Origin of the sequence: Nostoc sp. CALU 1950, from assembly GCF_051172895.1 — a bacterium.
GTDB lineage: Bacteria > Cyanobacteriota > Cyanobacteriia > Cyanobacteriales > Nostocaceae > Nostoc > Nostoc edaphicum_A.
This window is the reverse complement of the sequence record NZ_JBDNJQ010000002.1, coordinates 70,425-95,350: the sequence shown is the minus strand read 5'-3', so window position 1 is coordinate 95,350 and position 24,926 is coordinate 70,425. Positions and strand designations below refer to the sequence as shown.

Below are 24,926 nucleotides of genomic sequence, written 5' to 3'. Positions count from 1 at the left end.
GGCGTTTCCTCTCGTACCACTTCGTGGAAGCAAGCTACGCGTTAGCGTCTCTGAAAGAGAAGAGAAGGTTTTACCAACTCAGTACTGAATGCTGAGTGGTGAGTGCTGAGTAAATTTAAGAAGTACTCACTACTTCGCACAGGGCGTAAAAGCCCCGCAAGAGTGTGGGCGGAATCTTCTTATAGAGAGAAGGTTTATACCACACCCGCAAGTGGCGCGGTCTTTTCACTCTAAGCTTAGGAACTCAGCACTTTTCATGCTGCGCTTTCTGCTTCCTGCCTTTCTTGATAACTGGATGGAAAATTAGGGATTCACCTTTCGGTAGATTTAGACAGAATCATCAAAACTGTATATTTGAATGGGGTAACACATAATTTGCCACAAAACCTCATGCTAAATCAGTAATTTCAAGATAAACAGATGAAATTTTGATTGAATTCTAGTCAATTTGTTCCTTAAGTTCCTCAAAAGCCATGACATCCCCTGAGCCTCAAACTGATTTTGGAGAAAAAGCTCCACAAACCTCATTTGAGCCACCTTCTGGAAAACGGCGGTGGCTTTGGTTATTTTTAGCAGCACTACTATTGTTAGGGGGCGGAGTAACTATAGTTTGGCGTTTGCTCACTCCGCAAAATTCAGCACCTTCAACTGCTAACCCTCAACCTCAAGGGGTAAGAGTCAAAATATCCACCGTACAAAGCGGCATCATTGAGGAAAGTTCAGATTTTATTGCTAGCCTGAAATCCCAGCGCTCAGTTACGCTCCAGCCGAGGATTCAGGGCCAAGTTACCCAGGTACTTGTGAAATCGGGAGATCCAGTAGCCGAAGGAGCGGCGATTCTCCAAGTAGATCGTACACCACAAGCAGCGATCGCTCTTAAAAATTCTGTACCTCCAGCATTTTTAATGCAACTGGCAAATGCCCGCGCTACACTCCAATCTCTGGAAGCAGAACGACCATCATATATTGCAAATGTGCAATTGTATGAGCAAAATTACGAAAAGTTTCTTGCTCTAGCGGAACAAGGAGCTGTGTCTCGACAAACTAGCAATCAGTTCGCTAATAGGCTCGCTAATGCTAAAACTAGTCTTAATGCAATTGATTCTAGGATTCAAGCACAACGAGCTAATATATTGCAAGCTGAAAAAACCTTGCAGCAAGCTAATGTAAATACTCAAACACAACAGCCCCAGTCCGACAAAATTACCGCTCCCTTTAGTGGCACTGTTGGCAACATCGCTGTGAAAGTCGGTAATTTAGTTAATACTTCTACACCATTAGTTAATATCACCCAAAATCGACCTTTAGAAGTGAATATCTCTGTGCCACTACAGCAGGCGCCCCAATTGCGTAAGGGAATGCCAGTGGAGGTCATGAACACACAAGGTCAAAAGCTGGGTAGAAGTAGGGTATTTTACATTGCACCTAATCCTAGTACTGAAACACAAACAATACTGATCAAAGCACTTTTTGATAACCCTAAAGGTCAGTTACGTGCAGATCAATTGGTCAGGGCTAGAGTGTTCTGGAATCAACGCCCCGGAGTTTTAATTCCCACAACAGCAATGACTCGTGTAGGTGGGGACACTTTTGTTTATGTAGTTGAAACAGAAACATCTCCCCAAGGCGTATCTCAACAAGTAGCTCGGCAAAAGCGAGTGAAGCTAGGCGAGATCAAAGATAATAATTACCAAGTTATTGAAGGATTACAGCCAGAAGATAAAGTTATTATCTCAGGTTTGCTCAATCTTAGGGATGGTGTTGCGATCGTTCCAGAATCTTAATTAAGAGGAGTGGGGAGTGGGGGAGGCAGGGGGAGATGAGGGAGACAAGGGAGATGAGGAAGAAGCAGGGGAGCAGGGGGCTGGGGGCAAGGGGGAGGATAAAAAATTACCTTCTTTCTCCTCTGCTCCCTGCCCCTCTACCTCTTTTCAATGCCCAATGCCCAATGCCCAATTCCCTAAATTTAACCTTGATACAGTACGTTAACAGCAGATAATTATTTTGATTAACCAAAATAAAACTCGATTAATCTATGGCGTCTTTGACAGGGAAGGTTGCAATTATCACTGGTTCATCGCGGGGAATTGGACGAGCGATCGCTCTCAAGTTAGCTGGCAACGGTGCATCTATTGTCGTTAACTATGCAGGTAATGCAGTCAAAGCACAGGAAGTTGTTGCAGAAATTGAAAAGTTGGGAGTAGGTGCGATCGCTATCCAAGCTGATATTAGCAAAGTACCCGACATCCAACGGTTATTTGAGCAAACACTCGAACGCTTTGGTAAAGTCAATATTTTGGTCAACAATGCCGGAATTGCCTTCTATAAACCAATTACTCAGGTGAGTGAAGAAGATTTCGACAAGATTTTTGCCATTAATGTCAAAGGTACTTTTTTTGCTTGTCAACAAGCCGCGCAACACATGGCAGAGGGGGGACGGATTATCAACTTTTCCTCATCTACTACGGCGATGATGCTGCCAACTTACAGCGCTTATGTAGGAACCAAGGGTGCTGTTGAACAAATCACGCGGGTACTAGCTAAAGAATTAGGTGCAAAAGCGATCGCAGTTAATGTTATTTCTCCTGGCCCCACCGATACAGAACTGTTTCGAGAAGGCAAAACGCAAGAACAGATAGACCGTTTAGCCCAAATGGCTGCTTTTGGCAAACTGGGAGATGTGCAAGAAATCGCCGATGTAGTAGCGTTTCTCGCTAGCGACGAAGCTAGGTGGATCACTGGGCAAAACATCCGTGTAAACGGTGGAATTGCGTGAGGAAAAACTCTGCCGATGAAAGCGATATGTTTCAAAACCTCAGCCAGTAATGTGCAATGCCGTAATAGAAATTTAAGCTATGAATTCCAATATCAATCTTTTCACACCAGTTCAGCTTGGCCCTTACACCTTACCAAACCGGATTGTAATGGCACCGATGACGCGTTTGCGGGCAATTGCAAGCATCCCCAACTCGCTAATGGCAACTTACTACACCCAACGCGCTAGTGCTGGGCTGATCGTTACCGAATGTACGATGGTTTCATCTCTGAGTTTAGGATACATTAACTGTCCAGGAATTTACTCAGAAGAACAAGTGGCAGGATGGCGGTTGGTAACTAATGCAGTACACGAACAAGGGGGCAGAATTTTTTTGCAACTTTGGCATTCTGGGAGAGTTTCTCACTCGGCTTTACTTGATGGAGAATTGCCAGTTGCTCCCAGTGCGATCGCAGGGATTGGCTCACTCCATACACCCATAGGTAAAGTATCGTTGGAAACTCCCCGCGCTTTAGAAACCCCAGAAATTTCCGAGATTGTCGAGCAATTCCGCAGAGGTGCCAAAAATGCCTTGGCGGCTGGTTTTGATGGGATTGAACTTCACGGTGCATTTGGTTATTTAATCGACCAATTTCTCCAAGATGGCTCTAACCAGCGCACAGATGAGTATGGCGGTTCAATAGAAAAGCGTAGCCGATTCCTTTTAGAAGTTGTGGAAGCAGTCGCTAGCGTTTGGGGTGGGAACCGGGTTGGTATCAAACTTTCGCCAAGTAACACTTTTTATGGAATGCATGACTCTAACCCTCAAGAAACTTTTGGTTATGCAATCAATGCTCTTAACCCCTTTGGACTTGCCTATCTTCACCTGATGGAACCGAACGAAGTCGATTTAGCAACCCGCGAAGTCATGAACCCAGTTACACCCTACTTTCGGCAAATATTCCAAGGTACTTTGATTACTAATGGTGGCTACGATCGCCAAACAGGAGATAGCATTCTTGCCAGTAGCAATGCAGATTTAGTTTCTTTTGGCAAGTTATATCTTGCTAATCCTGACTTACCAAAACGCTTAAAATTTAATGCACATTTGAACGCTCCAGATCCAAAAACATTTTATGCCCCTGATGCTACAGGATACACCGACTATCCATTTTTAGAACTTCAGACAAATTAAAGCAATCACAGCCATCTCTAAATCAAAAATATAATTTGTCAGTTGCACAATTTTTCGGTTTTATAATTGTCCAAGTAGGAGAACACAGCCGTGCTGGCTTTCGATTAAAACGGATTGCTAAAGATGGGATGACAAAGTTTGTATAAAGCATTTATAACTTATACAAATAACGGCTGATTATCCGGTTGTAGAGTCTGTGCTTTTGCACTAAATATCACTTATCAGGCATTAAAAAATTATGGATTTGTCCAACTTTACTACACTTCAAAACTTAGAAGCTGCCTTCGGTGGTGAATCGATGGCAAATCGTAAGTATCTGTTTTTTGCTGAGGTGGCGCGTAAACTTGGGTTTACAGACTTGGCGAAACTTTTTAAAGAAACAGCAGATCAAGAAACTGAACACGCTTTTGCACATTTTAAGTTGCTGCATCCAGAACTTGTGGTAGAAGATTCGGCTGCTTTAACTGATGAACAAAAACGGGAAATTGTATCTCGCTGTTTATCTTTGGCAATTGAAGGCGAGACTTATGAATATACCACAATGTATCCAGAGTTTGCCGCAGATGCCCAACGGGATCGCGACAACCCTGCGGCTGAAGAATTTCTCAAACAAGTTCAAGAATCTACCGATCATGCCAACACATTTCGGGAAGCTGCACACCGTTTTGGCTTGTTAAAATTCATCGAAAATTACCACGCCGATCGCTACACTGAAGCCTTAGAAGTATTAAACGGAGGACAAGCAGCAACCAGAGTTGCTGGTGAAGAACCTCAAACTCGGAAATGGATTTGTAAACAATGCAGTATGATTTACGATCCCGTTGCTGGCGATCCTGATTCGGGGATTGCACCTGGTACACCTTTTGAAGAAATTCCTGAAGACTGGGAATGTCCGATTTGCGGCGCTAGCAAAAAGACTTTTAAACCATTTGAGGAAAAAGTTGCAGCTTAAGACAACAATCAATTAGGCGATATTTTTTAGCATACAAACGCGAAGCGTCTTAAAAGATACTTCGCGTTCTTGATTTTTTATACAGAGGTTTTGACCATGTGTTCACCAGAAGATAACGGCTATGCCTTTTGTTTTGGTGAAATTAGTCGTTAACTGTCATCAGGTAAATGTACAAATTAAATGCAACAACTTAGGTAATTCGTAATTCGTTTAGGAAGTGAGAGTCTTCTCAATGCGACGATCTGGAATCAGCCAGATGATTGCGACTAAAACGTACAATGCACAGGCAAACCATGAGTTCACAAAGGCAAGTGGAATTGCTACAGCATAGAATACCACCGATATTTTTCCTTTTAAGTCTTCACCAACTGCGATCGCTAAAGTTGAATCCCTACCGTGGTGAGAAATGAGGGTGCGGGTAAGAATGAAGTAAGCGATAGCATTCAACAACAACACCGTACCATAAAGGGCAACTGGCATGGCGGCAAAGTGATTCTCGCCCATCCAACCAGTGACGAAGGGGATTAGCGACAACCAAAACAGCAGATGCAGATTAGCCCAAAGTATACGCCCATTAACCTGTCGGACTGCTTGTAGTAGGTGATGGTGATTGTTCCAGTAGATGCCGATATAAATAAAACTCAGGACGTAGCTCAGAAATATCGGGATTAGCGGACGTAGCGCAGCTAAATCTAACCCATGCGGCACTTTGATTTCTAGCACCATGATAGTGATGATGATGGCAATCACTCCATCGCTGAATGCTTCTAATCTCCCTTTTCCCATATACGCATTCCTTTTCTATCCACTTGAGAGTTAAGTTGTTACACTCCGTACTTTATCGTACCAAGTAGTCGCTGTTGATGAAGATTTTCTGCGAGATGGTTCTTAATAGGCTACTTAATTGCTGCGGCTGAAAAATACAGCAGCTATAACAATTAAACCTAAAAGTGCTAGAGGAACCCAGAGATTAGGGAGATCAGACAAACTCATAAAGGACTTCTAAATAAGTAGGGTATATGAAGCAGATTGCAATAGACAGTCGCTACTTTATAAGAAGAATTCAGAACTCAGAAGTCAGAAAACAGGTATGAATCTGTACGAGTGGGTGACGAATATTGGTTAAAAGCGAGTGTTTAGTGGGCGAAAAAATTAAAATATTCTCCCCTTAAAACTCTATCCCTTTATGGGTAGATTATTCTAAATTCTGAATTCTGAATTCTGACTCCTGTTTTATAAATCAACTTTTAAGTAAGCCTTTTTTTAACTTCCTCAGCCAAGTTTTCTAGTAGCACTTCTACTTGCTCACCTGTCTTCAAATCTTTGAGCGAGGATTTTTGTGCCGCGGCTTCTTCAGAACCAATAATTACGCAAAATTGAATTCCTTGCTTGTCTGCTAATTGAAATTGTTTCCCCAAAGGACGCTTATCAAAGTTAGTTATAACATTAATTCCCACCTGACGCAGATGTTGAGAAACTTTTAAATAAGTGGGCATTAAATCTTCTTGCATATTCACTACCATCACTTGGGCTGGCGTAGCAGCTAAAGTACTAAGAACACCAGCTTTTAACAAGCGACTAATTAAGCGAGTTAAGCCAATAGAAATGCCGACACCAGGCATTTTTTCGCCCAAAAATACCCCGACTAATTCTTCATATCTACCACCAGAACAAATACTACCTAAAGCTTCATGTCCTAATAGGGTTGTTTCGTAAACTGTGCCAGTATAGTAATCAAGACCACGGGCAATAGATAAATCAATACAGAAACGGTTTTCGGCAACTCCGAGATTACGCACCCCTGCAATTACCGTTTCTAATTCGGTAATACCTAAGCTCAATTGCTCGGTTTCTAGCAGATTTTGGGCGAGATGCTTGAGCTTGTCTAATACGTCATCAATCGAACCGTCTATTTTAATAAACTCAATAATTTTTTGCGCCTGTTCTGCTGATATTCCTTCTTTTTCTAAATCTTGTTTTACTTTACTTTCACCAATCTTTTCTAGTGTGTCAACAATACCAATACACGATTTAATTTGATTTTCGGCAATTCCCAGTGATTTAAAGAAACCAGTCAGAACTTTTCGGTTATTGATGCGAATCAGAAAATCGCCAATATTAATTGCTTCAAATATCTCAGTGATAATTGCAGGCATTTGAGCATCATAAAGCAAGCTGAGTTCACGACGAGCAACTACATCAATATCGCACTGACGAAACTGACGAAAACGCCCATCTTTAGCCCGTTCTCCCCGAAAAACTACATCCGTTTGGTAACGGGCAAAGGGAAAGGTTAATTCGTTCAAGTGACGGGCAATATACGCCGCCAAAGGAACTGTTTGATCAAACTTTAAAGCTCTGGCTTCTGAACCAGTTTCGCCCGATCTATCTCTCTCGGCTTGCCGATTTGGTGGCAGTATGGGGTCAATTCCATAAATGATATTATCGCCTTGATTCCCTTTAGCTTGCAGCACTTCTAAACGTTCTACAGCAGGTGTTTCGATGGGCGTAAATCCATAGCTTTCAAAAACTCTACGGATGATATCTAACAAATATAATTCTAGACGCTTTTCGCTAGGCAGAAATTCTGGGAAACCGCTAGGAGTAGAAAAGTTTATTTTGTCACCTTTGGCCATGCGTGTACCTTACTAAGTTGAAATTTGAGATTAAAGCCTAACGACTGGAAGTCGTGGCTACACAAACAAAGTCCGCCTGCGCGGACTGGAGAATAATGACGGATTATCTCTGAAAGGAGAAATTACTATCTTAGCCGTTCTTCTTGAATTAGAGTGCGTTGAAAGATTTGATTGTTTTTAAACCAATGCCAAGTGCGGGCGCGATTGTTATTGTCAGGACTAATGTAGATCATTTCATATAAGCTCATATCTGGGTTTGTCTTATAAGTAAACCACAAAATAACAATGGAATCATCGGCTTCCCAGGCTTTTCCTTCAATGCGATCGGTATCAAACCAGAGCTTATTATCTTTGTATATTCCTGGAAATTCATACTCCTCTCGTTTCCCATCAGACCACTTGTAGCGATTTATTTGGTAATAGGGATGAGGGCCATTTTCTGGAAATTGACAAGTTAAGTGAGATTCATACTTGTCAAGAATTTTTCCTGTTGTATCAATTAATGTATAAGTTCCTACCCAATCTCCTTCATGACGGGCGAGTACGGGCATACCTTCTCGAATATTAGACATTGCAATTCACCTTTTATTGTTCTAACATTTGGAAAAATCGAGTAAAGTAATCGGCAAAAGTTTTCGCTGTACAACCAGGGTGTTTTATTACAATGCCTGGAACCTTTAAGCCAGTGACCGTGGTATCTACTGGGCAATTCAGAACAGGGATTGCAACGGTATCCACTTTTAACCTCTGTGCAGGTAGTCAGCTACAACTTAATTATGTTCGCATATTATGAGTGGGGAGTGGGGAAGGTTATCAAAGATGGCTTTAATCCAATACGCTTGGGTTAAGGGCTAATGGCAAAAATTTTGGGTTTTCGAGACGCGATAAATCGCCGTCTCTACAAGTGTTTTGGTCTTATCTGAACTATATTGGGCTTTAATCATCGCTGGCCTAACTTGACGCGAAGTATAACGAATTCCGTTTTTCTTCCAAGCGATCGCAGTCATTTTCCAGCCCTTCCCAAAGTTGAGTCACCGGGATAGTTTGCCCAGTCATGGCTTCGTGCCAAGCCTGCCGGAAATCTGCTAAGACTTCTGCTTGAGATTGATCGTTCAGAACTTCCTCTTCTGGAATTAGAATAATAATACCCATTCAATTAATGATTGCAACACATCATTGGGTAAAGACGCGATGAATCGCGTCTCTACAAATGGTCTATTTGTCGCATTCTTTTTTCAAATTGGTATAACTTCTATAACTTCAAGCTGCTGATTGATCCAAGCCGTTGCTGCCGCCTCATCGGTTTCGCTCGCTCGTTCTACTCCTGTTTTAGCAATTTCTAGCAGTTGCTTGGATTGCTCCCGTGCTTTGCGAGATTCCCTGACCTTTTCTGTAACTTTTTGACGAGTAGATTCTTTCGGTAGAGTGATTGGAATCTTCAATAAATCCTCAGTTGAGATTGCTGGGTACATACTGGCAGTCGTATGAAGATCCAGAATTTCGCAGACAATGGGCGATCGCAAATAGATTAATAAAACTTCTAGCTCAATTTTGGTTGGTTTGAGAACAGCAAAACCAGACGAGCAAATGTAGTTATTTTGCTCGGATTCAATTAAGGCTGAAAGTCTTAAGAGATGCCAAAATTGAAGCGAAGCATTGATGCGATGCCTCCAACGGGCTACGCCTATGCCAAGCAATGGGCATCATTCACCGTGAATGCCTTACTTTGACAAGATTACAAAATTTCATCAACCAGGACAGTACCACCTTCATAAAAATCAATGCTGAGATGATAATCTGCAAGTAGTGCAGTTCCCAGGAGAGGACGACGACCCATCGCCAACACGATGACTTCTCGCTCCGTACCGTTCCAAACAATCTTTATCGCATGAGCATTTGTTGTAGTTTTGGAGTTGTCGGCAAGATTTGCTTGAATTTTAGCAATATATGGCAAGCTAAGTTTTGCAACCAGATCAGGTGGCAAGGTAAGAAAACCTTCAAACCCCGTATCAATAACAAACTCAATTTCTACATCTGACTTGTCTTCCAAACAAACCAAAACACTTATTCGTGCTTGAAGCCCAACCACCGTCCCATGTATCAATGTATCGTCCTGACTAATGAACCACCAACAGCATACACGGCATCATAACCAATCCTTTCTGCCCAAATTGCTGCATCAGGCTGTTTGGCTTGCAAACGACGGCTTGTTACCAACAAATCATCACCAATTTCATATTCACCTGTTTCAACATTGATGGAAATTAATTTGCCAATATTCTCTACTGTCTCAACTTGGGAACGGATATGTTTTTCGTAGAATTCTTTACCACGTTGGATAATTTCTTCGTCACTTAGTTTTGGATAAGACATACAGGCAAGCTTTCAAGTAAAGCATTTGATCGCCCTATTTATTATAGTGTGCAACTAATTGTTAAACGACAAGGAAACAAACAGCGATGCCTGTCATCTCATATTCCCGGCTGTCTTTGCCATACTTCAACACCGCACTACTGACCAAGTGAACGAATGGACTCGTGTTCTGAACGAATGGACTCGTGTTCTAAACGAATGGACTCATGTTCTGAACGAATGGACTCGTGTTCTGAATGAATGGACTCGTGTTCTGAACGAATGGACTCGTGTTCTGAACGAATGGACTCGTGTTCTGAACGAATGGACTCGTGTTCTGAATGAATGGACTCGTGTTCTGAACGAATGGACTCGTGTTCTGAACCAAAAATATCAAAATTCTTCCAGGTGCTTTGATTATCGTGGACGAAACTATGGGCGAAGCGATCGCTTCTGGTAAAACAAATATTTTGAACAGAATGCGATGCCAATTCTTGGAGACGCTTTGCGTAGCTTGCTTTTCTAAAGGAGTATGGCGGTAAGCTACGCCATTGGTTACTCCCCATTATCAAACCACCAAGGGTCATTAGTAGCGTTAGTTTTAATTAAAATAGCTTTTTTTCGCATAAACCGTTTCAACGCCGCCGCACCCATGCGTGATCCTCCCATACCGGAGAATTTGAAGGCGTTTTTCTCTCCTTCATGCATAATTGCCGTGAGTGCGGCATCATTGATACTGATAGCACCTGCATCTATCTGTTGGGCAATTTCTAAAGCTTCGGCTTCTGAGGCGAATACAGCAGCACTCAATCCATAAATTGAGTCATTGGCTAAAGATACTGCTTCCTCTACTGTGCCAAAAGGCATTACTGGCATAATCGGGCCGAAAGTCTCTTCGGTCATCACTTTCATAGAATGATTAACCTGGGTGAGAACTGTTGGACGGCACCACCAACCCCCACCTAAGTCTTCAATTACACCACCGCAGTGAATTACTGCTCCCTTTTCCACTGCATCTAGAAGATGATCGCTAATAATAGCTGCTTGTTTTTCGGCGATGATGGGGCCTATTTCTCCACTTTCAACCGTAGGGTAGGCTAGTTCAAGGCGATGTGCTTTGGCTACTAGTTGATGATAAAACTTTTCAAATATAGAGTCTGCAACGTAAATTCGCTCAATTGAAAGGCATGACTGTCCAGTGTTGACGACGGAACCCCATAATATTGCTGAGGTTGCTAATTCTAAATTGGCTGATTCTAAAACGATCGCAGGATCTTTTCCTCCTAATTCCAAAAAAGCTGGAATAAACTGTTTTGCAGCTGCCTGTGCAACTTTTCTCCCCGTGGCTACACTGCCTGTAAAACATACTAAATCTACATTCTCAATCAAAACAGATCCGGTTGCGCCTGCTCCTTCCACAAAAGTTAAGACATCGTGCAGTTTGGGAACAGTGTTGAGTGCTGTAATTAGTGGCGCTACAAAGCGGGGAGTAATTTCACTGGGTTTGACAATCACAGCACAACCCGCCAACAATGCTGGAATGGTATCAATGGTAGATAGTAACAGCGGAAAATTCCACGGGCTAATTACCCCAACTAGGGGATAAGGAACGGATGTTTGTTGCAAAGCAATAAAGGGAATGGCGGTATTTTTTGTAGATTCTTGCAGCAATTCCGGTGCTAACCTACACCAGCGATCGATGCTAGAGAGGAAGGAATCTATTTCTAATACTGAGGTTGACAATCTTCCGGTATCATTTACCAAAGCTTCTGTGAGGCGATCGCGTCCAGATAATATCGCTTCCTTCCACTGCTGTAAAGCTTCAATTCTCCCCTCTAAACCCAACTGCTGCCAGCGAACTTGTGCCCTCCGCGTGCGCTTACATTGCTGCACCACCAGCCTTGGAGGCGGCGGGATAATTACGTAGTCAAATTTACCAGTTCGGGGATTGCGGACTTCTATTGGTTCTGTCATTTGTCATTGGTCATTTGTCATTGGTCATTGGTCATTGGTCATTAGTCATTAGTCATTGGTCATTGGTCATTTGTTGTTACTTCCTAATCCCCATTCCCTATGCCCAATGCCCCATTCCCAAATTCAAATTCAAATTATCCCCAGTTTGGCTAACCGCTCAATGGTGGCTTGCTGTGTTTGCAAGAAGTGTTTGCGGTCTACTTCTCCCTCCAGCATAGTATTAGCGGGGTAAAAGTGTGACTGCTGATAACTTTCGGCGTATAGTTCAAACCGCTGGCGGCTAAGTAAATTATTTAACCCCGGTCGGCGGCGATCGCGGCGTAATGCTCCTAAATCAATCTCTGCAAATGCTGCCATGCTCTCGCCTGCACCTGTCTCTGCTAATACGATTCCGCGATGGTCAATGATTTTAGAACCACCATCAGCCGAAGCGATGGGGATGGCAATATTAGCGATGCCTGCGGTATTAGCTGAAACCATGTATGCCATATTTTCGACGGCGCGAGTGATTTTTGCTGCATCTTTGGGGGTGAGGTTTTTGTTGTATACTTCGGAGGTGGAATGGACAAAAATCTCTGCTCCTCGCATTGCCAAACACCGCGCCACTTCTGGATACAAAATTTCTTCTGAGGCTAAAGCAGCTAAATTACCGATCGCAGTTTTGGCTACGGGGAAAACTCCTTCTAAACCATAGCAGTCGAGATATTTATCCCAAACATCATGGGGTGTGGGAGCAAATAAGGAATTTAGCCGCCGATATCGCAAGACGATTGAGCCAGAGGGGTCAAGTATAAAGCAGGTTTGGAAGTATAAGCCGGGAAAGTTGGGGTCAATTTCGTAGGCGTTACCAGCCAAAAATATTTGATGCTTTTGGGCAATTTTACCCAGCGCTTCATACTCAGCACCAGCCATTTCTATACAAGCTTTTTCTGCCCATCCTGCTAGAGAATCTCCCATCGGAAAACCCGTGAGGAAATATTCTGGCAGTACAATTAAACGACAATCGAAGCCGATAAAAGCGATACTGGCAGCAATTTGTTGGGCTAGGCGGTTGATGGAGTTTTGCATGAGCGATCGCGCTTCTTGGCGATCGCTTGTTTGGTTGACTGCATAACAGGTAACTTGCAGTGCTAAAGCCCGGTAGAATTCTGGATTATTTGTCATTTGTCATTGGTCATTGGTTATTGGTCACTTGTACTGAGCTTTGCCGATTAGTGCAGCCTCTCGTAGAGAAGTATTGGTCATCAGCAAAAGACAAAGGATAACTAACAAGGGACAAAGGACAAATGACTAATGACCAATTCGATCGCCACCCCAGAGCGATCGCACAAGTTTATCTGTCAATTCCGAGCCAAACATCTGTGCGGCAAATTTATTACCTGGATCGCGTTCAGCACCAGTACGGCGGAGCAACAAATCACGAGCAGCTAAAGCGGTGCGTGCATCTTCTGGCACAGGTTCCGCTGCATCTACCCAAGCTAGCCAGCGATCAAGTGTTTCGTGTGCAAGTGTGCGAGTTAGTTCGATAGTCTCAAAGGTAGGTGCGCCTGTGTAGCACAAGCTAGCAGGCGATTGAAACAGGCGAATATATGCACTTTTGCTGGTAAATAACTTGAGCCGTGAATCTTCCTGCAACTTTAAAAATGTTTGGTTAACTGGCTCGTAGTAGTGATCGAGATATGCTAAATCGGTTAAAAGCTCAGTCCGGGGAATGTAATCTATATAAAAGAAAATATCTGCATTTGGAAGTGTGCCAAACTCAAACGCCAAATGCGGAACCTGGATATGCGACTTCAACCAAGTGGTGAGACGCATGGTGCTAAAGTTTGATTTTTCCGCGTTTCCTAGCCACGAATGCACTAACCAATCAATTTCTCCCCCAGAAAAAGCGGTGAGTGAACCCTTTATATTGCCATCGAGACTGCTGTATTGCTGTAAATTTTCAACAGAAGGGTCTGGATGTAACTGAAAACGAGCCTCCAGTTTTTGGCGGAGTTCCTTGGTAATCTCCCATAGCTGCTCAAATACAGCTTTATTGTCTAAATCTGTTGGTTGCTGAGTCATAGTTTGAGTTTGCGGCTTTTCTATAGACTTAATATTTAGTTTGACACTTTCTGGCATCTAATTCGTTGCCTAAATCGAATTCAGGACTGTGGAAAACAGCCCATCAACTAAACCATGATAAAGCTATTGCAGCAACATTTTGAGTGCAAGTTTCGGATTCTGGAGTCCAACTTTTGAGTTTCGAGGTTGAAAAAACTTGATAATTTATGTTTTGTCTCTGGCAAAAGAATTTAAGTTAATTAAATAAATGAGATTATTTTTGAATTTTACCAAAATCAGCCATAAATTTTTCAACCATTTTATTAAGTATTAATACTGTTGAAATAAAGTTTTAGGAGAGGATTAAATTTGGTTAGTACTCAACTATAATCTATCTAAAAATACTATCAAAATGCACCTATCTTATAAACTTAGATTTGTTTCCTCTCAACTTGTAACTGTAACAGTCCTGTTGACATTGCTCTTATTTATCCCTCAAATTTGGCTTAACTGGCAAGCATATCATAGTTTTAATAGTATTACTAAATATGAATTTAAACTGCAAACACTGAGTGATGAAATTACCTATCTTGATGAAGTATTAACGATGTCAGCCCGCATGAATGCTGCTACAGGTAACGTTTTTTGGGAACAACGGTATCGCCAATTTGAACCGAAACTTGATAATGCTATAAAAGAATCTATTAAACTGGCTCCTAAAGCATATAAAAATGAGGATGCCAAAAAAATTGATGCTGCTAATCAACGTTTGGTTGCAATAGAATATCAATCTTTTGATTTAGTTAATAAAAACAAAAAAGAGGAAGCAATTTTACTACTTTCTAGCAGTGAATATGAAACCAATAAACAGATTTATGCTAATGGCGTTGCTAAAAGGCAGCAGAATATTTCGCTTCAGTTAAAGCAGAAAGTTGATGAATATTATCAAAGAATATTATGGGCAATTTCAGAATCTATTATAAGTTTAGCAATGTTGATTCCGGCATGGCTTTTAGTATTGCATTTATTGCAGCAATACTTAAAAGATAAAAAATTTGCTCAAGCTGCTTTAGAAGAAACTAACTCTAGATTGGAAATACAAGTTGCAGAGAGAACAGCGAAGTTAAAATACAAAAATTTTCAATTACAACAGACACTACAAGAATTGCAACACACTCAAGTACAACTTGTTCAAACTGAAAAAATGTCTTCATTAGGTCAGTTAGTTGCTGGTGTTGCTCATGAAATCAATAATCCAGTTAATTTCATTTATGGCAACCTACTCCATGTTAGAGAATATAGTCAGCAATTACTAACTTTAATTAACCTGTATCAGCAACAATATTGTAGTGAAAATCCAGAAATAAATATTCTAATTGATAAGATAGATTTAGAGTTTATTATTGATGATATGCCGAAAATATTATCATCAATGGAAGTTGGTGCTGAACGTATTCGCGAAATTGTACTAACTTTGCGGAACTTCTCGCGTCTTGATGAAGCCGAAATGAAACTGGTTGATATTCATGAAGGAATTAATAGCACGCTATTGATTTTACAGTATCGGTTAAAAGAAAATCATAAAAAACAGGAAATTAAAATTATCAAAAATTATGGTAACTTACCACTTGTGGAATGTTATGCAGGGGGATTGAATCAGGTATTTATGAATATCTTGAGTAATGCTATTGATGCTTTATATCAACCAGAAATATACTGTTTACAAGGAGAGACTGAAAAACAGGTTAGTTCTATTATTATCCATACTCAAGTTAAAAATGAAAATTGGATAATTATTAGCATTAAAGATAATGGCTCAGGAATAACTGAGGAAGTTCAAACTAGATTATTTGACCCTTTCTTTACTACTAAACCTATAGGGAAAGGTACTGGCTTAGGATTATCTATTAGTTATCAGATTATAGTAGATAAACATAAAGGAAGAATTAAGTGTATTTCTGCGCCAGGAAAAGGTACAGAGTTTGTGATTGAGATTCCTATCAAGCAGACACATTAAACAAATATAGCAATCCGATAGCGAAGCGGTAGCGAGTCAGACGCTCCTGCGTCGCTAACGCTGCGCTATCGAGCGTCTTTGATTTCTTAATCACTCGTAGAGGTAAAGGACTGGGAAGAAGGAATAAAAACGTGAGTTCGACAAGTCTTATTTGACCTCTCCCCCAGCCCCTCTCCGACGCGGAGAGGGGAGCAAAAAGCGGAATTTTTCTTGCTCCTCCCTTTCCGTTTCGGAGAGGGAGGCTGGGAGGGAGAGGTTCATCGAACTCACGTTAAATCTAGAAGATGTCTATAGCAGTCCTAAATCATTCATAAAAAATTAGATCCCCGACTTCTCAAAGAAGTCGGGGATCTGGACAACACAAATTTTCACAACTCATTTAGGATTGCTATATGCTATTTCCCTAAGAATTAATAATAGAAAAACCCCGACGTGTGGGTTTAATATTTGCCAACTCAACTTTAAAACTTACTTTGTCGCTCATTTCTCCACTTCTCGCTTCCAAAGTCCATTTACCAGGACGCAAATTCCAAAATAAAGAATTAGTTGCATTTGTATCTAACTTTTCACCATTTAACCACCATTCCACAGGTGCAGATTTATTTCCCACTAGCTTAAATTCGAGTTTTTGCTTCGTTTCTTCACCTGGATAAAGTAAAAATAAATCGCCATGATGTGGAGATAAAATTCTCAAATTAGTAGAATTAAAATTCGATTGCTGTTGTTTTGCCAACCATTCATCATATTCTGGTGGCAAATTGAATTGATTTTCACGTTCGTAATTACTTTTATCTTCAGGATAGAAATATTCCTGCACCACTGATGTACAATCTGGTGTTGGTCGTAATCCTGAAATTGCACAAACAGGTAATTGCACTAAACCTTTTGGAGGCGGAAAACCTGCTGGTTCTTGATTTTCGTGCAGATGTAACATAATCCGATTCCACAGGGGTGCTGCACCTGTCACACCTGAAACTTGTCGCATTGGTTCACCGTTGAAATTGCCTACCCAAGTAGCGACGGTATAATCTGTAGTGAAACCAACAGTCCAAGTATCGCGAAAATTGGAAGAAGTGCCAGTTTTAACAGCAGCAGGAAAGGGTAAATTTAACACAGAGTCTACACCAAAAGCTGTTGCACGAGCATAGCTGTCACTGAGTATGTTGGTGATTAATTGCCATATTGTGTCGTTGGGGAGTCGGGAGTCGGGAGTCGGAAGTGGGGAATTGGAAAATGTGCCTACTAAAGGAGTCGCATCTCCTTGTCGTGCTATGGTCAGGTAGGCACGGGCTAATTCCCAAAGACTGACTTCACCACTACCGAGAGTCAAACCCAAACCATAATGTTCTGGAGTTTGATTGAGGTGTTCAAATCCCAATTGATGCAGACGTTCGAGGAAAGTCTGCACACCTACTTTTTCTAACACACGGACTGCGGGAACATTCAGAGAATTTGCTAAAGCGATTCGCACCCGCACAGGGCCAAGGAAGCTTTCGGTGTAATCGGTTGGGCTATAAAGTTTCGCACCAGGAATTGCGTAATGGGCGGGTACATCTGCCAAAATAGTATTTGGGCGAATTAAACCTTTTTCTAAAGCTAATTCATAGACAAAAGGTTTGAGGGTAGAACCTGGTTGACGTAGCGCTTGCACTCCATCATTGCGTCCCAGTTTGGCTTCATTAAAGTAATCAGGCGAACCGACATAAGCCAAAACCTCACCAGTGCGGTTGTCAATCACCAACGCCGCTGCATCATGGACGTTGTTTGCGGCTAGGGAAGAAATTACCTGCTGTACTTGTGCTTCGACAAACTGCTGTAAAGGGCGATTTATAGTCGTGCGAATAACGGATTGATCCCCCCAACCCCCCTTAAAAAGGGGGGCTTGGTTCTCCGCTTTGTAAGGCTTGCTAGGGGGGATTTGATTTGCTAACCAAAATAAAAAGTGTGGTGCGGCGATAATTCCTCGTTGGCTAGACTGAAATACAACCTTTTCAGTGGATGTTCGATTTGCGATCGCACCACTAATATGTTTTTCTAGTACCATCCGATTAAGGACGTATTTTTGCCGCTGCTTTAACCGTTCCCAATGCTGATAAGGATTAAAGTATGTGGGATTATTGGGAATAGCAGCTAACAAACTAGCTTGGGCAAGATTCAATTCACTGGCTGGGATGGAAAAATAAGTCTGCGCGGCTGCTTCCACACCATATATATTCCCTCCCATTGGCAGCCGATTGATGTATGCAGAGAGAATTTCATCTTTATTCATCCCAGCTACTAACCGCCAAGATAGCCAAATCTCTTGCATTTTACCTGACAGAGTACGCGGCACAGGATCTAACATCCGCGCTAACTGCATAGTAATAGTGGAAGCGCCGGAAACAATTCTTTTAGCGTGGATGGCTTCTTTGCTGGCGCGGATAACAGCTTTCATATCCAACGCCCCGTGATGGTAAAAGCTGCTATCTTCGGCGGCTAGAATGGCATAGATAAACTGGGGCGAAACCTGATTTAGTGGTACTACTGATGTATGCTCTTGGTCACGGGTGAGTAGTGTTCCTAATGGTAAACCATTGCGATCGCTAAATTGCATTGCCAACTGATTTTGGGCAATATCTGCGGCACGAATGGGCGCAAAATAAGGTAGGAGGCGGACAACCAGACAGATTAGCAGCACAGCCAGGATAATTTTACTACTGTGCTTAGTTTTGAGTAGCGAGCGTAAAATTCGTTTCATCAGGGAATCCCCTGTCCAAGAAAACTTACCTTAATTTTGACGCAATGATTACATCTACATCAGGTAATATGTCAAATACTTAATAATTTGTTTGTCATAAATTAGCAAAATTAAATCAATATTTGCGAAAATTAAATATTTCTTTATGGTTAAGAATTGTAGTCATTTTTGGAACAATTCCAGTAGATTAGTTATCTATGTAAATAAACATATATTACATTTAAGGTGGGGTATAAATAACTAGTTATCTTGCGTCCTTTATTAGTCTTGGCATTGCCCACTCATGAAGCAATGCAAATTGTTATTTGCTATAGTTTGTGAATTTTTTATTTTGAATTACTAAAAAGATGATTATCAGAGTTTTACTGCGTTTCTACCATAAAATAACCTATCGCGTTCTTGGTCTTATTGGCAGCTCATTAAAAAAAAATAGACGTTCTTCAAGCCGGAAAAAAACAATCCAGTTTCTTCTTCTATTTACATTTATATTAGGGATGGCAGGGTGTAATTTTTTTGGTATCAACTCAAGTAAAGAACAACTCCCAGCAGTTTCCTCGCTTACACCACCAAAATTACCTGATTGGGTTGAACAAATAAGTCCCATTGGGGATGCCAAACCTCTCAACCAAATCCGCATCCGTTTTAAAGAAGCTTTAATCCCAGTTGAAAGTCTTGATAGCCCCGAACAGCAGAAAATATTAGAAAAATTTGCCCTTTGGCCGCCTTTACCCGGTCAATTTCGCTTTTTAACACCGCGCATGGTGGGTTTTCAAGCTGATAAAGCATTGCCAATAGCGACACGATTTCAAGTCACTCTCAAAGCAGGTTTAGCCGATTTAAAAAATCATCGCCTAGACAAAGATTTGCCTTGGACTTTCAACACCGAATCTATCAACCTGACTAATTTACCCGGTGTTAATCCCATTGAGAAGGCTGATATTGAACCAATTGATTTACAACAAAAGTTACAGTTTACTTCCAATGTCGAATTGGATTTAGGTTCTGTACAAGAACATTTAAAGTTAATTCCTGAAGGAAAAGACAAGGGTGTAGGCTTCAAAGTCGAGTTAAACAAAGAAGAAAAACCATTAGAAAATCAAGAACCTTTAGAAAAATTTGACCCTTCGGCACGCAATTGGATTTATAACCTCATCCCACAACAAAATCTGGAAAAAGCAACCAGCTATCGCCTAGTATTTTCTCCCGGAATACGTCCTGCTTATGGTAATTTATCGACAGAGAAAGAATTTGTCAGTAAGTTAGCAACTTATTCGCCTTTAGCATTTCAGAAAATTAACTTTTACGGACAGCCAGATTCAGGAGGAACATTTGGACGATTTATTAAAGGCAGTCCGCAGCTAGAATTTAATAATATCTTGTTGGCAGATTCAGCTAAAGAAAATATTACTATTAATCCAGCACCAAAAGACATTTCGAGAAATCTACAAGTTAATGATGAGGATAAAATTGTTGGCATCAATCCTTATGCGCTAGAACCTGCCAAGACTTATACAATTACTATTGGCGGAAATCTCAAAGATAAGTTTGGACAAACTTTAGGTAAACCTCTAACACTGAAATATGATACTGGAGATTTAGCTGGGGATATCTGGGTACCATCAGATTTGAATATTTTCCCCACAGGTAAAGATTTACAGCTAAATATTAGTACGGGAAATCTGCCAGAGTCAAAATACAAAGCAGCTTATCGAGTAGTTCAACCGACAGATTTAGTTTATTTTAATTATAGTAACGATTTCTTACCAAAACCTTCTGAATGGCAAAGTTTTAACGTATCAGGTAAGAAAAATCAATCAGTTGATATTGCTGTTCCTCTCCGGGAAAAAATAAGTGCGGCTACGGGAATGTTAGCTTATGGAGTGCAAGCCCGCACTAATAAATACCAAGAGAATGGCAAGGAACTGTGGCGAGAACCTACGACTTATGGAATGGTTGAATTGACGAATTTGGGTGTATTTACTCAGTGGTTTCCTGAGTCAGGGTTAATTCGCGTCAATCATCTTACAGATGGTTCACCAGTTAAAAATAGCGCTATTGAAATTTATCAATCAAAATTACAAGCAAAATCTCGCCCAGAACCAGTACCTTGTGCAACGGGTAAAACTGATGAAAATGGAATTTTTAGAGTTGTTGATGAAGGATTACAGCAATGTTATTCTGGGAATGAAAGCTCTAGTAAATCACCACAATTATTAGTAATTGCCCGTGAAAATCAAGATTGGGCATTCGCTAGAACAGAAGAATATAGCGGTGTTTATGGATATGGTATTGATGCGGGTTGGCAAAATAATAAGCCCGAATCACGCGGGGTAATTTTCTCAGATAGACAGTTATATCAACCAGGCGAAAAAGCTTGGTTAACTGGTTTTACTGACTATTTACAAAATGGGGCGATTCAGCAAGATAAAAATGCTGTTTACCAATTAACCTTGGTAAATCCTGATGGACAAAAGACCAATTTAGGCACGCAAACTACAAATGAATTTGGCACATTTTCTCTGGAACTGCCAATCAAGACTACTGAGCGCTTAGGCTACCATACCATCCAGGCGAAGGGGAAGAATGGACAAGAAATTTCTGGAGAATTTCGGGTAGCTGAGTTTAAGCCACCCAACTTTAAAGTCGAACTCAATTTAGATAAAGAATTTGCTTTTATTGACGAGAAAGTTGATATTAATGCTACAAGCAATTATTTGTTTGGCCCACCTGTAGAAGGTGGTGAAGCAAAATATTTTATCACTCGCCAACAGACTGATTTTGTTCCTAAAGGTTGGGAGGGATTTACTTTTGGTAGGCAATGGTTATGGCCAGAGGAAACCCCTACTATATCTAGTGATGTATTGCAAAATAATGCCCAGCTAGATGCTAATGGTAAAAGTAGTCAAACTGTGAATGTGGCTAATGATTTACCATATCCGATGACTTACCGGGTAGATGTGGAAGTTGCAGATGTTTCTAATCTATCTGTAGCGAATTCCAAAACTTTTACTGCTTTACCGAGTAATCGTCTCATTGGGTTAAAAAGCAATTTCATCGCTGATGCTGGTAAGGCTTTTTCCACTGAAGTGATAGTTACTGACCCTACAGGAAAACCGATAACAGGTCAACGGGTGCGGCTAGAATTACAACAAATAAAATACAGCAGCGTCACGCAGTTGGTGGAAGGTAGCCGGACAGCAAAAAATCAAATTGAATATAAAACAGTGGGACAAGCAGAAATTACATCTGCTAGCAATCCGCAATCGGTAAACTTAACAGCATCGGAATCTGGCTCATATCGGATTAGAGTTAATTTTAGCGATGCCAAAAACGAATTAAGTGCCACAGATTTACAAATTTGGGCAACTGGAGAAAATCCAGTATTTTGGGGTTCTAGAGAAGAAGATGTCTTAGAAGTTAAATTAGATAAAAAAGAGTTCAAACCTGGTGAAACTGCTACTGTACTAATTCAATCTCCCTATCCAGAAGCAGAATTGTACTTTGCTGTGATAAAAGACAAACCTCTTTATCAGCAGATTATCAAAGTTCAGGGAGGCGCACCACAAATTCAGTTTCAAGTTACGCCAGAAATGCTGCCTAATGCAGCCATTGAAGCTGTGTTAGTAAGACAAGGTAAACCCATAAACCAAGTGGAAGCGGGAAGTTTAGATAACTTAGTGAAGATTGGTTTTACACCTTTTAAAGTTAACTTAGAAGATAAGTATTTAAAACTGCAAGTTAAGCCAGTGCAAGCATCATTAGAACCTGGTGCAGAAGAAACAGTACAACTAGAACTAAAAGATAATCAAGGAAACCCCACCAAAGGACAATTTACAGTCATGGTGGTAAATGAGGCGGTATTACAACTTTCTGGTTATCGGCCGCCAAATTTGGTAGATACAGTTTATGCAGAACAGCCAATATCTACCCGTTTTAGCGATAATCGGCCAGATGTCATATTACAAGCGCAAGATGTAGCTAAACCCAAAGGTTGGGGTTATGGCGGTGGTTTCTCAACTGGTGCAGCAAATACTCGCACTCGCACCGATTTTAAAGCCTTAGCTTACTACAACGGTTCTGTCCTTACGGATGCAAATGGTAATGCACAGATAACTTTCAAACTCCCGGATGACTTAACTACATGGCGCGTAATGGCTGTGGCCACCGATGGAAATCTGCGTTTCGGGAATGGAGAGGCGACGTTTATCAGCACCAAGCCACTGCTAACTAATGCCATCTTGCCACAATTTGCCCGTCCAGGCGATCGCATCCTCGCTGGTTTATCCGTAACTAACAACACTGGGAATACAGGAAATCTCTCAATAAATGGCGAACTTAGCGGTAATGTGAAGTTTGCTGATAAAAACCCCACAACTACTGCTTTGCAAACCAAAGCTGAATCCGCAACTCAGGCTTATCGCTTTCCCATGCTGGCGGATAGTGTGGGAACTGGTAAAGTTCGCTTTACCACTCAGCTAAATGGCACAGCCGCAGATGCTTTTGAAGTACCTTTGGAAATTAAGCCAATTGAAATTACAGAACAAGTCGTTGAAACTGGTGTCACTGAAAAACAGGTGAAGATTCCCCTGAATATTGATAAAAATACCTTCCCCGGTGCAGGAGGTTTAGATATTCAGTTGGCGAGTACTTTGATACCGGAGATTCAAGCACCAGCAAAACAAGTTTTAGAAGATGAGGATTTGCCATTTACAGAACCGGCTGCAAGTCAGTTAATAATTGCGGCTAATCTGCAAACTATTGCCCAAAAATATGGTCAGACATTTGCAGAATTTAATCCTAGCCAAAAGGCAAATCAAGCAATTGAAAAATTACAAAAACTCCAAATAGCCGATGGTGGTTTTGCTGCTTTCCCCGGACAAGAAAAATCAGACCCTTGGGTTTCTTCATACACGGCTGAATCTTTGGCTAAAGCCAGTCAGGTGTTCCCGAATTTAGTCGATTCTGCAATGCTGTCTCGCCTGAAAGTTTATCTGCAAAAAGTTCTGGCGAATCCTGGAGAATATGAGTTTTGCAAACAACTACTCTGTAAAAGACAACTGCAACTTAATGCTTTAATTGCTTTGTCAGAAGTGGGTGAAAAACGCAATACTTTTCTTGCAGATATTTATGAACAGCGCAATAACTTTGATGTAGTAACTCAAATTAAACTAGCACGATACTTATCTCAATTCCCAGAATGGCAAGACGAATCTCAACAATTAGTGAACAAGCTGCAACAGAATATATATGAAACTGGTCGGACAGCAGTTGTGAGTTTACCAACTAGTTGGGGATGGATGAGTTCATCTACCACGACGCAAGCGCAAGCTTTACGATTATTTATTGCCAAGCAGAGTAAACCCGAAGTTATCAATAAGTTATTCCAAAGTCTTCTTGCATTGCGACGGAATGGCACATGGCAAACTAACTATAATAATGCCCAAGCATTAACAGCTTTGGTAGAATATAGCCAACTGCAACCCACGCCACCTAATTTTGTTGCCACAGTGCAATTAGCTGGTAATAAGTTAGGGGAAAATAAGTTTAATGGATATCAAAATCCTAGCTTACAACTAATTGTGCCGATGAATCTATTACCCCGTGGACGTAATGATTTAACGTTGCAAAAATCAGGTAATGGCACTTTGCACTATCTGGTTGCTTATAATTACCGCTTACAGGGAAATCAACCAGGCAGATTTAATGGTTTACGCGTAACACGAGAAATTAGCAAATTAAATGAAGAGAAAGTTCTGCAAAAAACAGGTCTTTACGCTTTTGATAAACCTTTAAATTTAGCCTCTGGACAGGTGTTTGATATTGGTTTAGAAATTATCGCCGATCATCCTGTGGATCATATAGTAATTAAAGATCCGTTACCATCAGGTTTTGAGGCGGTGGATGCAAGTTTTCAAACTACCACAGCCGCATTACAAGCAAAAGCCGATAGCTGGGAACTTGGTTTTAGAAATATCTACCGCGATCGCATTATCGCCTACGCCGACCACCTCGAACCAGGAGTTTATAGCTTGCACTACTTAGTTCGTTCTGTAACACCTGGGACATTCTCTTGGCCTGGTGCCCAAGTTCACCTGCAATATGCACCAGAAGAATTTGGGCGTACTGCTGAGTCTACATTAATATTGGAGGATGGGAAGTAATATTTATGCCATCTTTGGCTACAACAAATCTAAATATATTTTCTTGGACTGGTGCGGAAGTTTATTTGCAATATGCATCAGAAGGATTTGGGCGTTAAATTTAG

At 41.2% G+C, this 24,926-nt stretch carries 18 protein-coding genes; 7 read left to right on the top strand and 11 right to left on the bottom strand.

The annotated features are described in order from the left end of the window. The first annotated feature begins 473 nt into the window (after positions 1-473). The 4 genes from ABF638_RS01080 (at position 474) to ABF638_RS01065 (ending at position 4,902) form a co-directional block, all read left to right on the top strand. Positions 474-1,784, top strand: coding sequence for an efflux RND transporter periplasmic adaptor subunit (locus ABF638_RS01080; RefSeq protein WP_435019470.1), 1,311 nt, complete (start codon positions 474-476; stop codon positions 1,782-1,784). A 251-nt stretch (positions 1,785-2,035) separates the two neighbouring features. Further along, the gene (locus ABF638_RS01075; protein ID WP_435019468.1) at positions 2,036-2,776 is read left to right on the top strand and encodes an SDR family oxidoreductase; all 741 of its coding nucleotides are present in this window, start codon (positions 2,036-2,038) and stop codon (positions 2,774-2,776) included. A gap of 79 nt (positions 2,777-2,855) precedes the next feature. After that, on the top strand, positions 2,856-3,950 hold the full coding sequence (locus ABF638_RS01070) for an alkene reductase (RefSeq protein ID WP_435019466.1): 1,095 nt from the start codon (positions 2,856-2,858) through the stop codon (positions 3,948-3,950). Positions 3,951-4,188: 238 nt separating this feature from the next. Next, a complete protein-coding gene (locus ABF638_RS01065) occupies positions 4,189-4,902 on the top strand; it encodes a rubrerythrin family protein (protein ID WP_435019464.1) in 714 nt (237 codons plus the stop codon). 210 nt (positions 4,903-5,112) lie between these two features. On the opposite strand, the gene ABF638_RS01060 is transcribed toward ABF638_RS01065, so the two are convergent. The 7 genes from ABF638_RS01060 to ABF638_RS01030 form a co-directional block, all read right to left on the bottom strand. Further along, a complete protein-coding gene (locus ABF638_RS01060) occupies positions 5,113-5,688 on the bottom strand; it encodes a TMEM175 family protein (RefSeq protein WP_435019462.1) in 576 nt (191 codons plus the stop codon). A gap of 461 nt (positions 5,689-6,149) precedes the next feature. Continuing rightward, positions 6,150-7,538, bottom strand: coding sequence for a histidine--tRNA ligase (hisS, locus tag ABF638_RS01055; protein ID WP_435019460.1), 1,389 nt, complete (start codon positions 7,536-7,538; stop codon positions 6,150-6,152). Positions 7,539-7,663: 125 nt separating this feature from the next. Further along, entirely contained in the window at positions 7,664-8,110 is a 447-nt protein-coding gene (locus ABF638_RS01050; RefSeq protein WP_435019458.1) for a DUF3598 family protein, read from the bottom strand. Positions 8,111-8,489: 379 nt separating this feature from the next. Further along, a complete protein-coding gene (locus ABF638_RS01045; protein WP_435019456.1) occupies positions 8,490-8,690 on the bottom strand; it encodes a hypothetical protein in 201 nt (66 codons plus the stop codon). Between the two features lie 83 nt (positions 8,691-8,773). Beyond that, on the bottom strand, positions 8,774-9,235 hold the full coding sequence (locus tag ABF638_RS01040) for a hypothetical protein (RefSeq protein WP_435019454.1): 462 nt from the start codon (positions 9,233-9,235) through the stop codon (positions 8,774-8,776). A gap of 38 nt (positions 9,236-9,273) precedes the next feature. Then, positions 9,274-9,588 carry a clan AA aspartic protease gene (locus ABF638_RS01035; protein ID WP_435019452.1) on the bottom strand — a complete coding sequence of 105 codons (315 nt, stop codon included), beginning with the start codon at positions 9,586-9,588 and terminating at the stop codon, positions 9,274-9,276. A 50-nt stretch (positions 9,589-9,638) separates the two neighbouring features. Beyond that, positions 9,639-9,911, bottom strand: coding sequence for a hypothetical protein (locus tag ABF638_RS01030; RefSeq protein ID WP_435019450.1), 273 nt, complete (start codon positions 9,909-9,911; stop codon positions 9,639-9,641). 58 nt (positions 9,912-9,969) lie between these two features. Between ABF638_RS01030 and ABF638_RS01025 the strand changes: the two genes are divergently transcribed. Then, positions 9,970-10,350: a hypothetical protein gene (locus tag ABF638_RS01025; protein WP_435019448.1), complete on the top strand. Its 381-nt coding sequence runs from the start codon at positions 9,970-9,972 to the stop codon at positions 10,348-10,350. 95 nt (positions 10,351-10,445) lie between these two features. Here ABF638_RS01025 and ABF638_RS01020 read toward each other — a convergent pair whose 3' ends face one another. The 3 genes from ABF638_RS01020 to ABF638_RS01010 all read right to left on the bottom strand — a co-directional run bounded on the left by ABF638_RS01020 (position 10,446) and on the right by ABF638_RS01010 (position 13,985). Next, on the bottom strand, positions 10,446-11,864 hold the full coding sequence (locus ABF638_RS01020) for an aldehyde dehydrogenase family protein (RefSeq protein ID WP_435019446.1): 1,419 nt from the start codon (positions 11,862-11,864) through the stop codon (positions 10,446-10,448). Between the two features lie 129 nt (positions 11,865-11,993). Then, positions 11,994-13,028, bottom strand: a complete 1,035-nt coding sequence (locus ABF638_RS01015) for a nitrilase-related carbon-nitrogen hydrolase (RefSeq protein WP_435019444.1) — start codon at positions 13,026-13,028, stop codon at positions 11,994-11,996. Between the two features lie 126 nt (positions 13,029-13,154). Then, the gene (locus ABF638_RS01010; RefSeq protein ID WP_435019442.1) at positions 13,155-13,985 is read right to left on the bottom strand and encodes a red chlorophyll catabolite reductase; all 831 of its coding nucleotides are present in this window, start codon (positions 13,983-13,985) and stop codon (positions 13,155-13,157) included. 334 nt (positions 13,986-14,319) lie between these two features. Between ABF638_RS01010 and ABF638_RS01005 the strand changes: the two genes are divergently transcribed. Then, positions 14,320-15,924, top strand: coding sequence for a sensor histidine kinase (locus ABF638_RS01005; protein WP_435019440.1), 1,605 nt, complete (start codon positions 14,320-14,322; stop codon positions 15,922-15,924). Between the two features lie 403 nt (positions 15,925-16,327). On the opposite strand, the gene pbpC is transcribed toward ABF638_RS01005, so the two are convergent. Further along, entirely contained in the window at positions 16,328-18,661 is a 2,334-nt protein-coding gene (pbpC, locus tag ABF638_RS01000; protein ID WP_435019438.1) for a penicillin-binding protein 1C, read from the bottom strand. 494 nt (positions 18,662-19,155) lie between these two features. Between pbpC and ABF638_RS00995 the strand changes: the two genes are divergently transcribed. Further along, on the top strand, positions 19,156-24,822 hold the full coding sequence (locus tag ABF638_RS00995; RefSeq protein WP_435019436.1) for an Ig-like domain-containing protein: 5,667 nt from the start codon (positions 19,156-19,158) through the stop codon (positions 24,820-24,822). Positions 24,823-24,926 lie beyond the last annotated feature (104 nt).

Excerpts from the sequence above, each read along its gene's own strand:
- ABF638_RS01015 (WP_435019444.1), bottom strand. The coding sequence starts at position 13,028 with ATGACAAATAATCCAGAATTCTACCGGGCTTTAGCACTGCAAGTTACC.
- ABF638_RS01020 (WP_435019446.1), bottom strand. The coding sequence starts at position 11,864 with ATGACAGAACCAATAGAAGTCCGCAATCCCCGAACTGGTAAATTTGAC.
- ABF638_RS01030 (WP_435019450.1), bottom strand. The coding sequence starts at position 9,911 with ATGTCTTATCCAAAACTAAGTGACGAAGAAATTATCCAACGTGGTAAA.
- ABF638_RS01065 (WP_435019464.1), top strand. The coding sequence starts at position 4,189 with ATGGATTTGTCCAACTTTACTACACTTCAAAACTTAGAAGCTGCCTTC.
- ABF638_RS01070 (WP_435019466.1), top strand. The coding sequence starts at position 2,856 with ATGAATTCCAATATCAATCTTTTCACACCAGTTCAGCTTGGCCCTTAC.
- ABF638_RS01010 (WP_435019442.1), bottom strand. The coding sequence starts at position 13,985 with ATGCCAGAAAGTGTCAAACTAAATATTAAGTCTATAGAAAAGCCGCAA.
- hisS (WP_435019460.1), bottom strand. The coding sequence starts at position 7,538 with ATGGCCAAAGGTGACAAAATAAACTTTTCTACTCCTAGCGGTTTCCCA.
- pbpC (WP_435019438.1), bottom strand. The coding sequence starts at position 18,661 with ATGAAACGAATTTTACGCTCGCTACTCAAAACTAAGCACAGTAGTAAA.
- ABF638_RS01080 (WP_435019470.1), top strand. The coding sequence starts at position 474 with ATGACATCCCCTGAGCCTCAAACTGATTTTGGAGAAAAAGCTCCACAA.
- ABF638_RS01045 (WP_435019456.1), bottom strand. The coding sequence starts at position 8,690 with ATGGGTATTATTATTCTAATTCCAGAAGAGGAAGTTCTGAACGATCAA.
- ABF638_RS00995 (WP_435019436.1), top strand. The coding sequence starts at position 19,156 with ATGGCAGGGTGTAATTTTTTTGGTATCAACTCAAGTAAAGAACAACTC.
- ABF638_RS01060 (WP_435019462.1), bottom strand. The coding sequence starts at position 5,688 with ATGGGAAAAGGGAGATTAGAAGCATTCAGCGATGGAGTGATTGCCATC.
- ABF638_RS01050 (WP_435019458.1), bottom strand. The coding sequence starts at position 8,110 with ATGTCTAATATTCGAGAAGGTATGCCCGTACTCGCCCGTCATGAAGGA.
- ABF638_RS01075 (WP_435019468.1), top strand. The coding sequence starts at position 2,036 with ATGGCGTCTTTGACAGGGAAGGTTGCAATTATCACTGGTTCATCGCGG.
- ABF638_RS01005 (WP_435019440.1), top strand. The coding sequence starts at position 14,320 with ATGCACCTATCTTATAAACTTAGATTTGTTTCCTCTCAACTTGTAACT.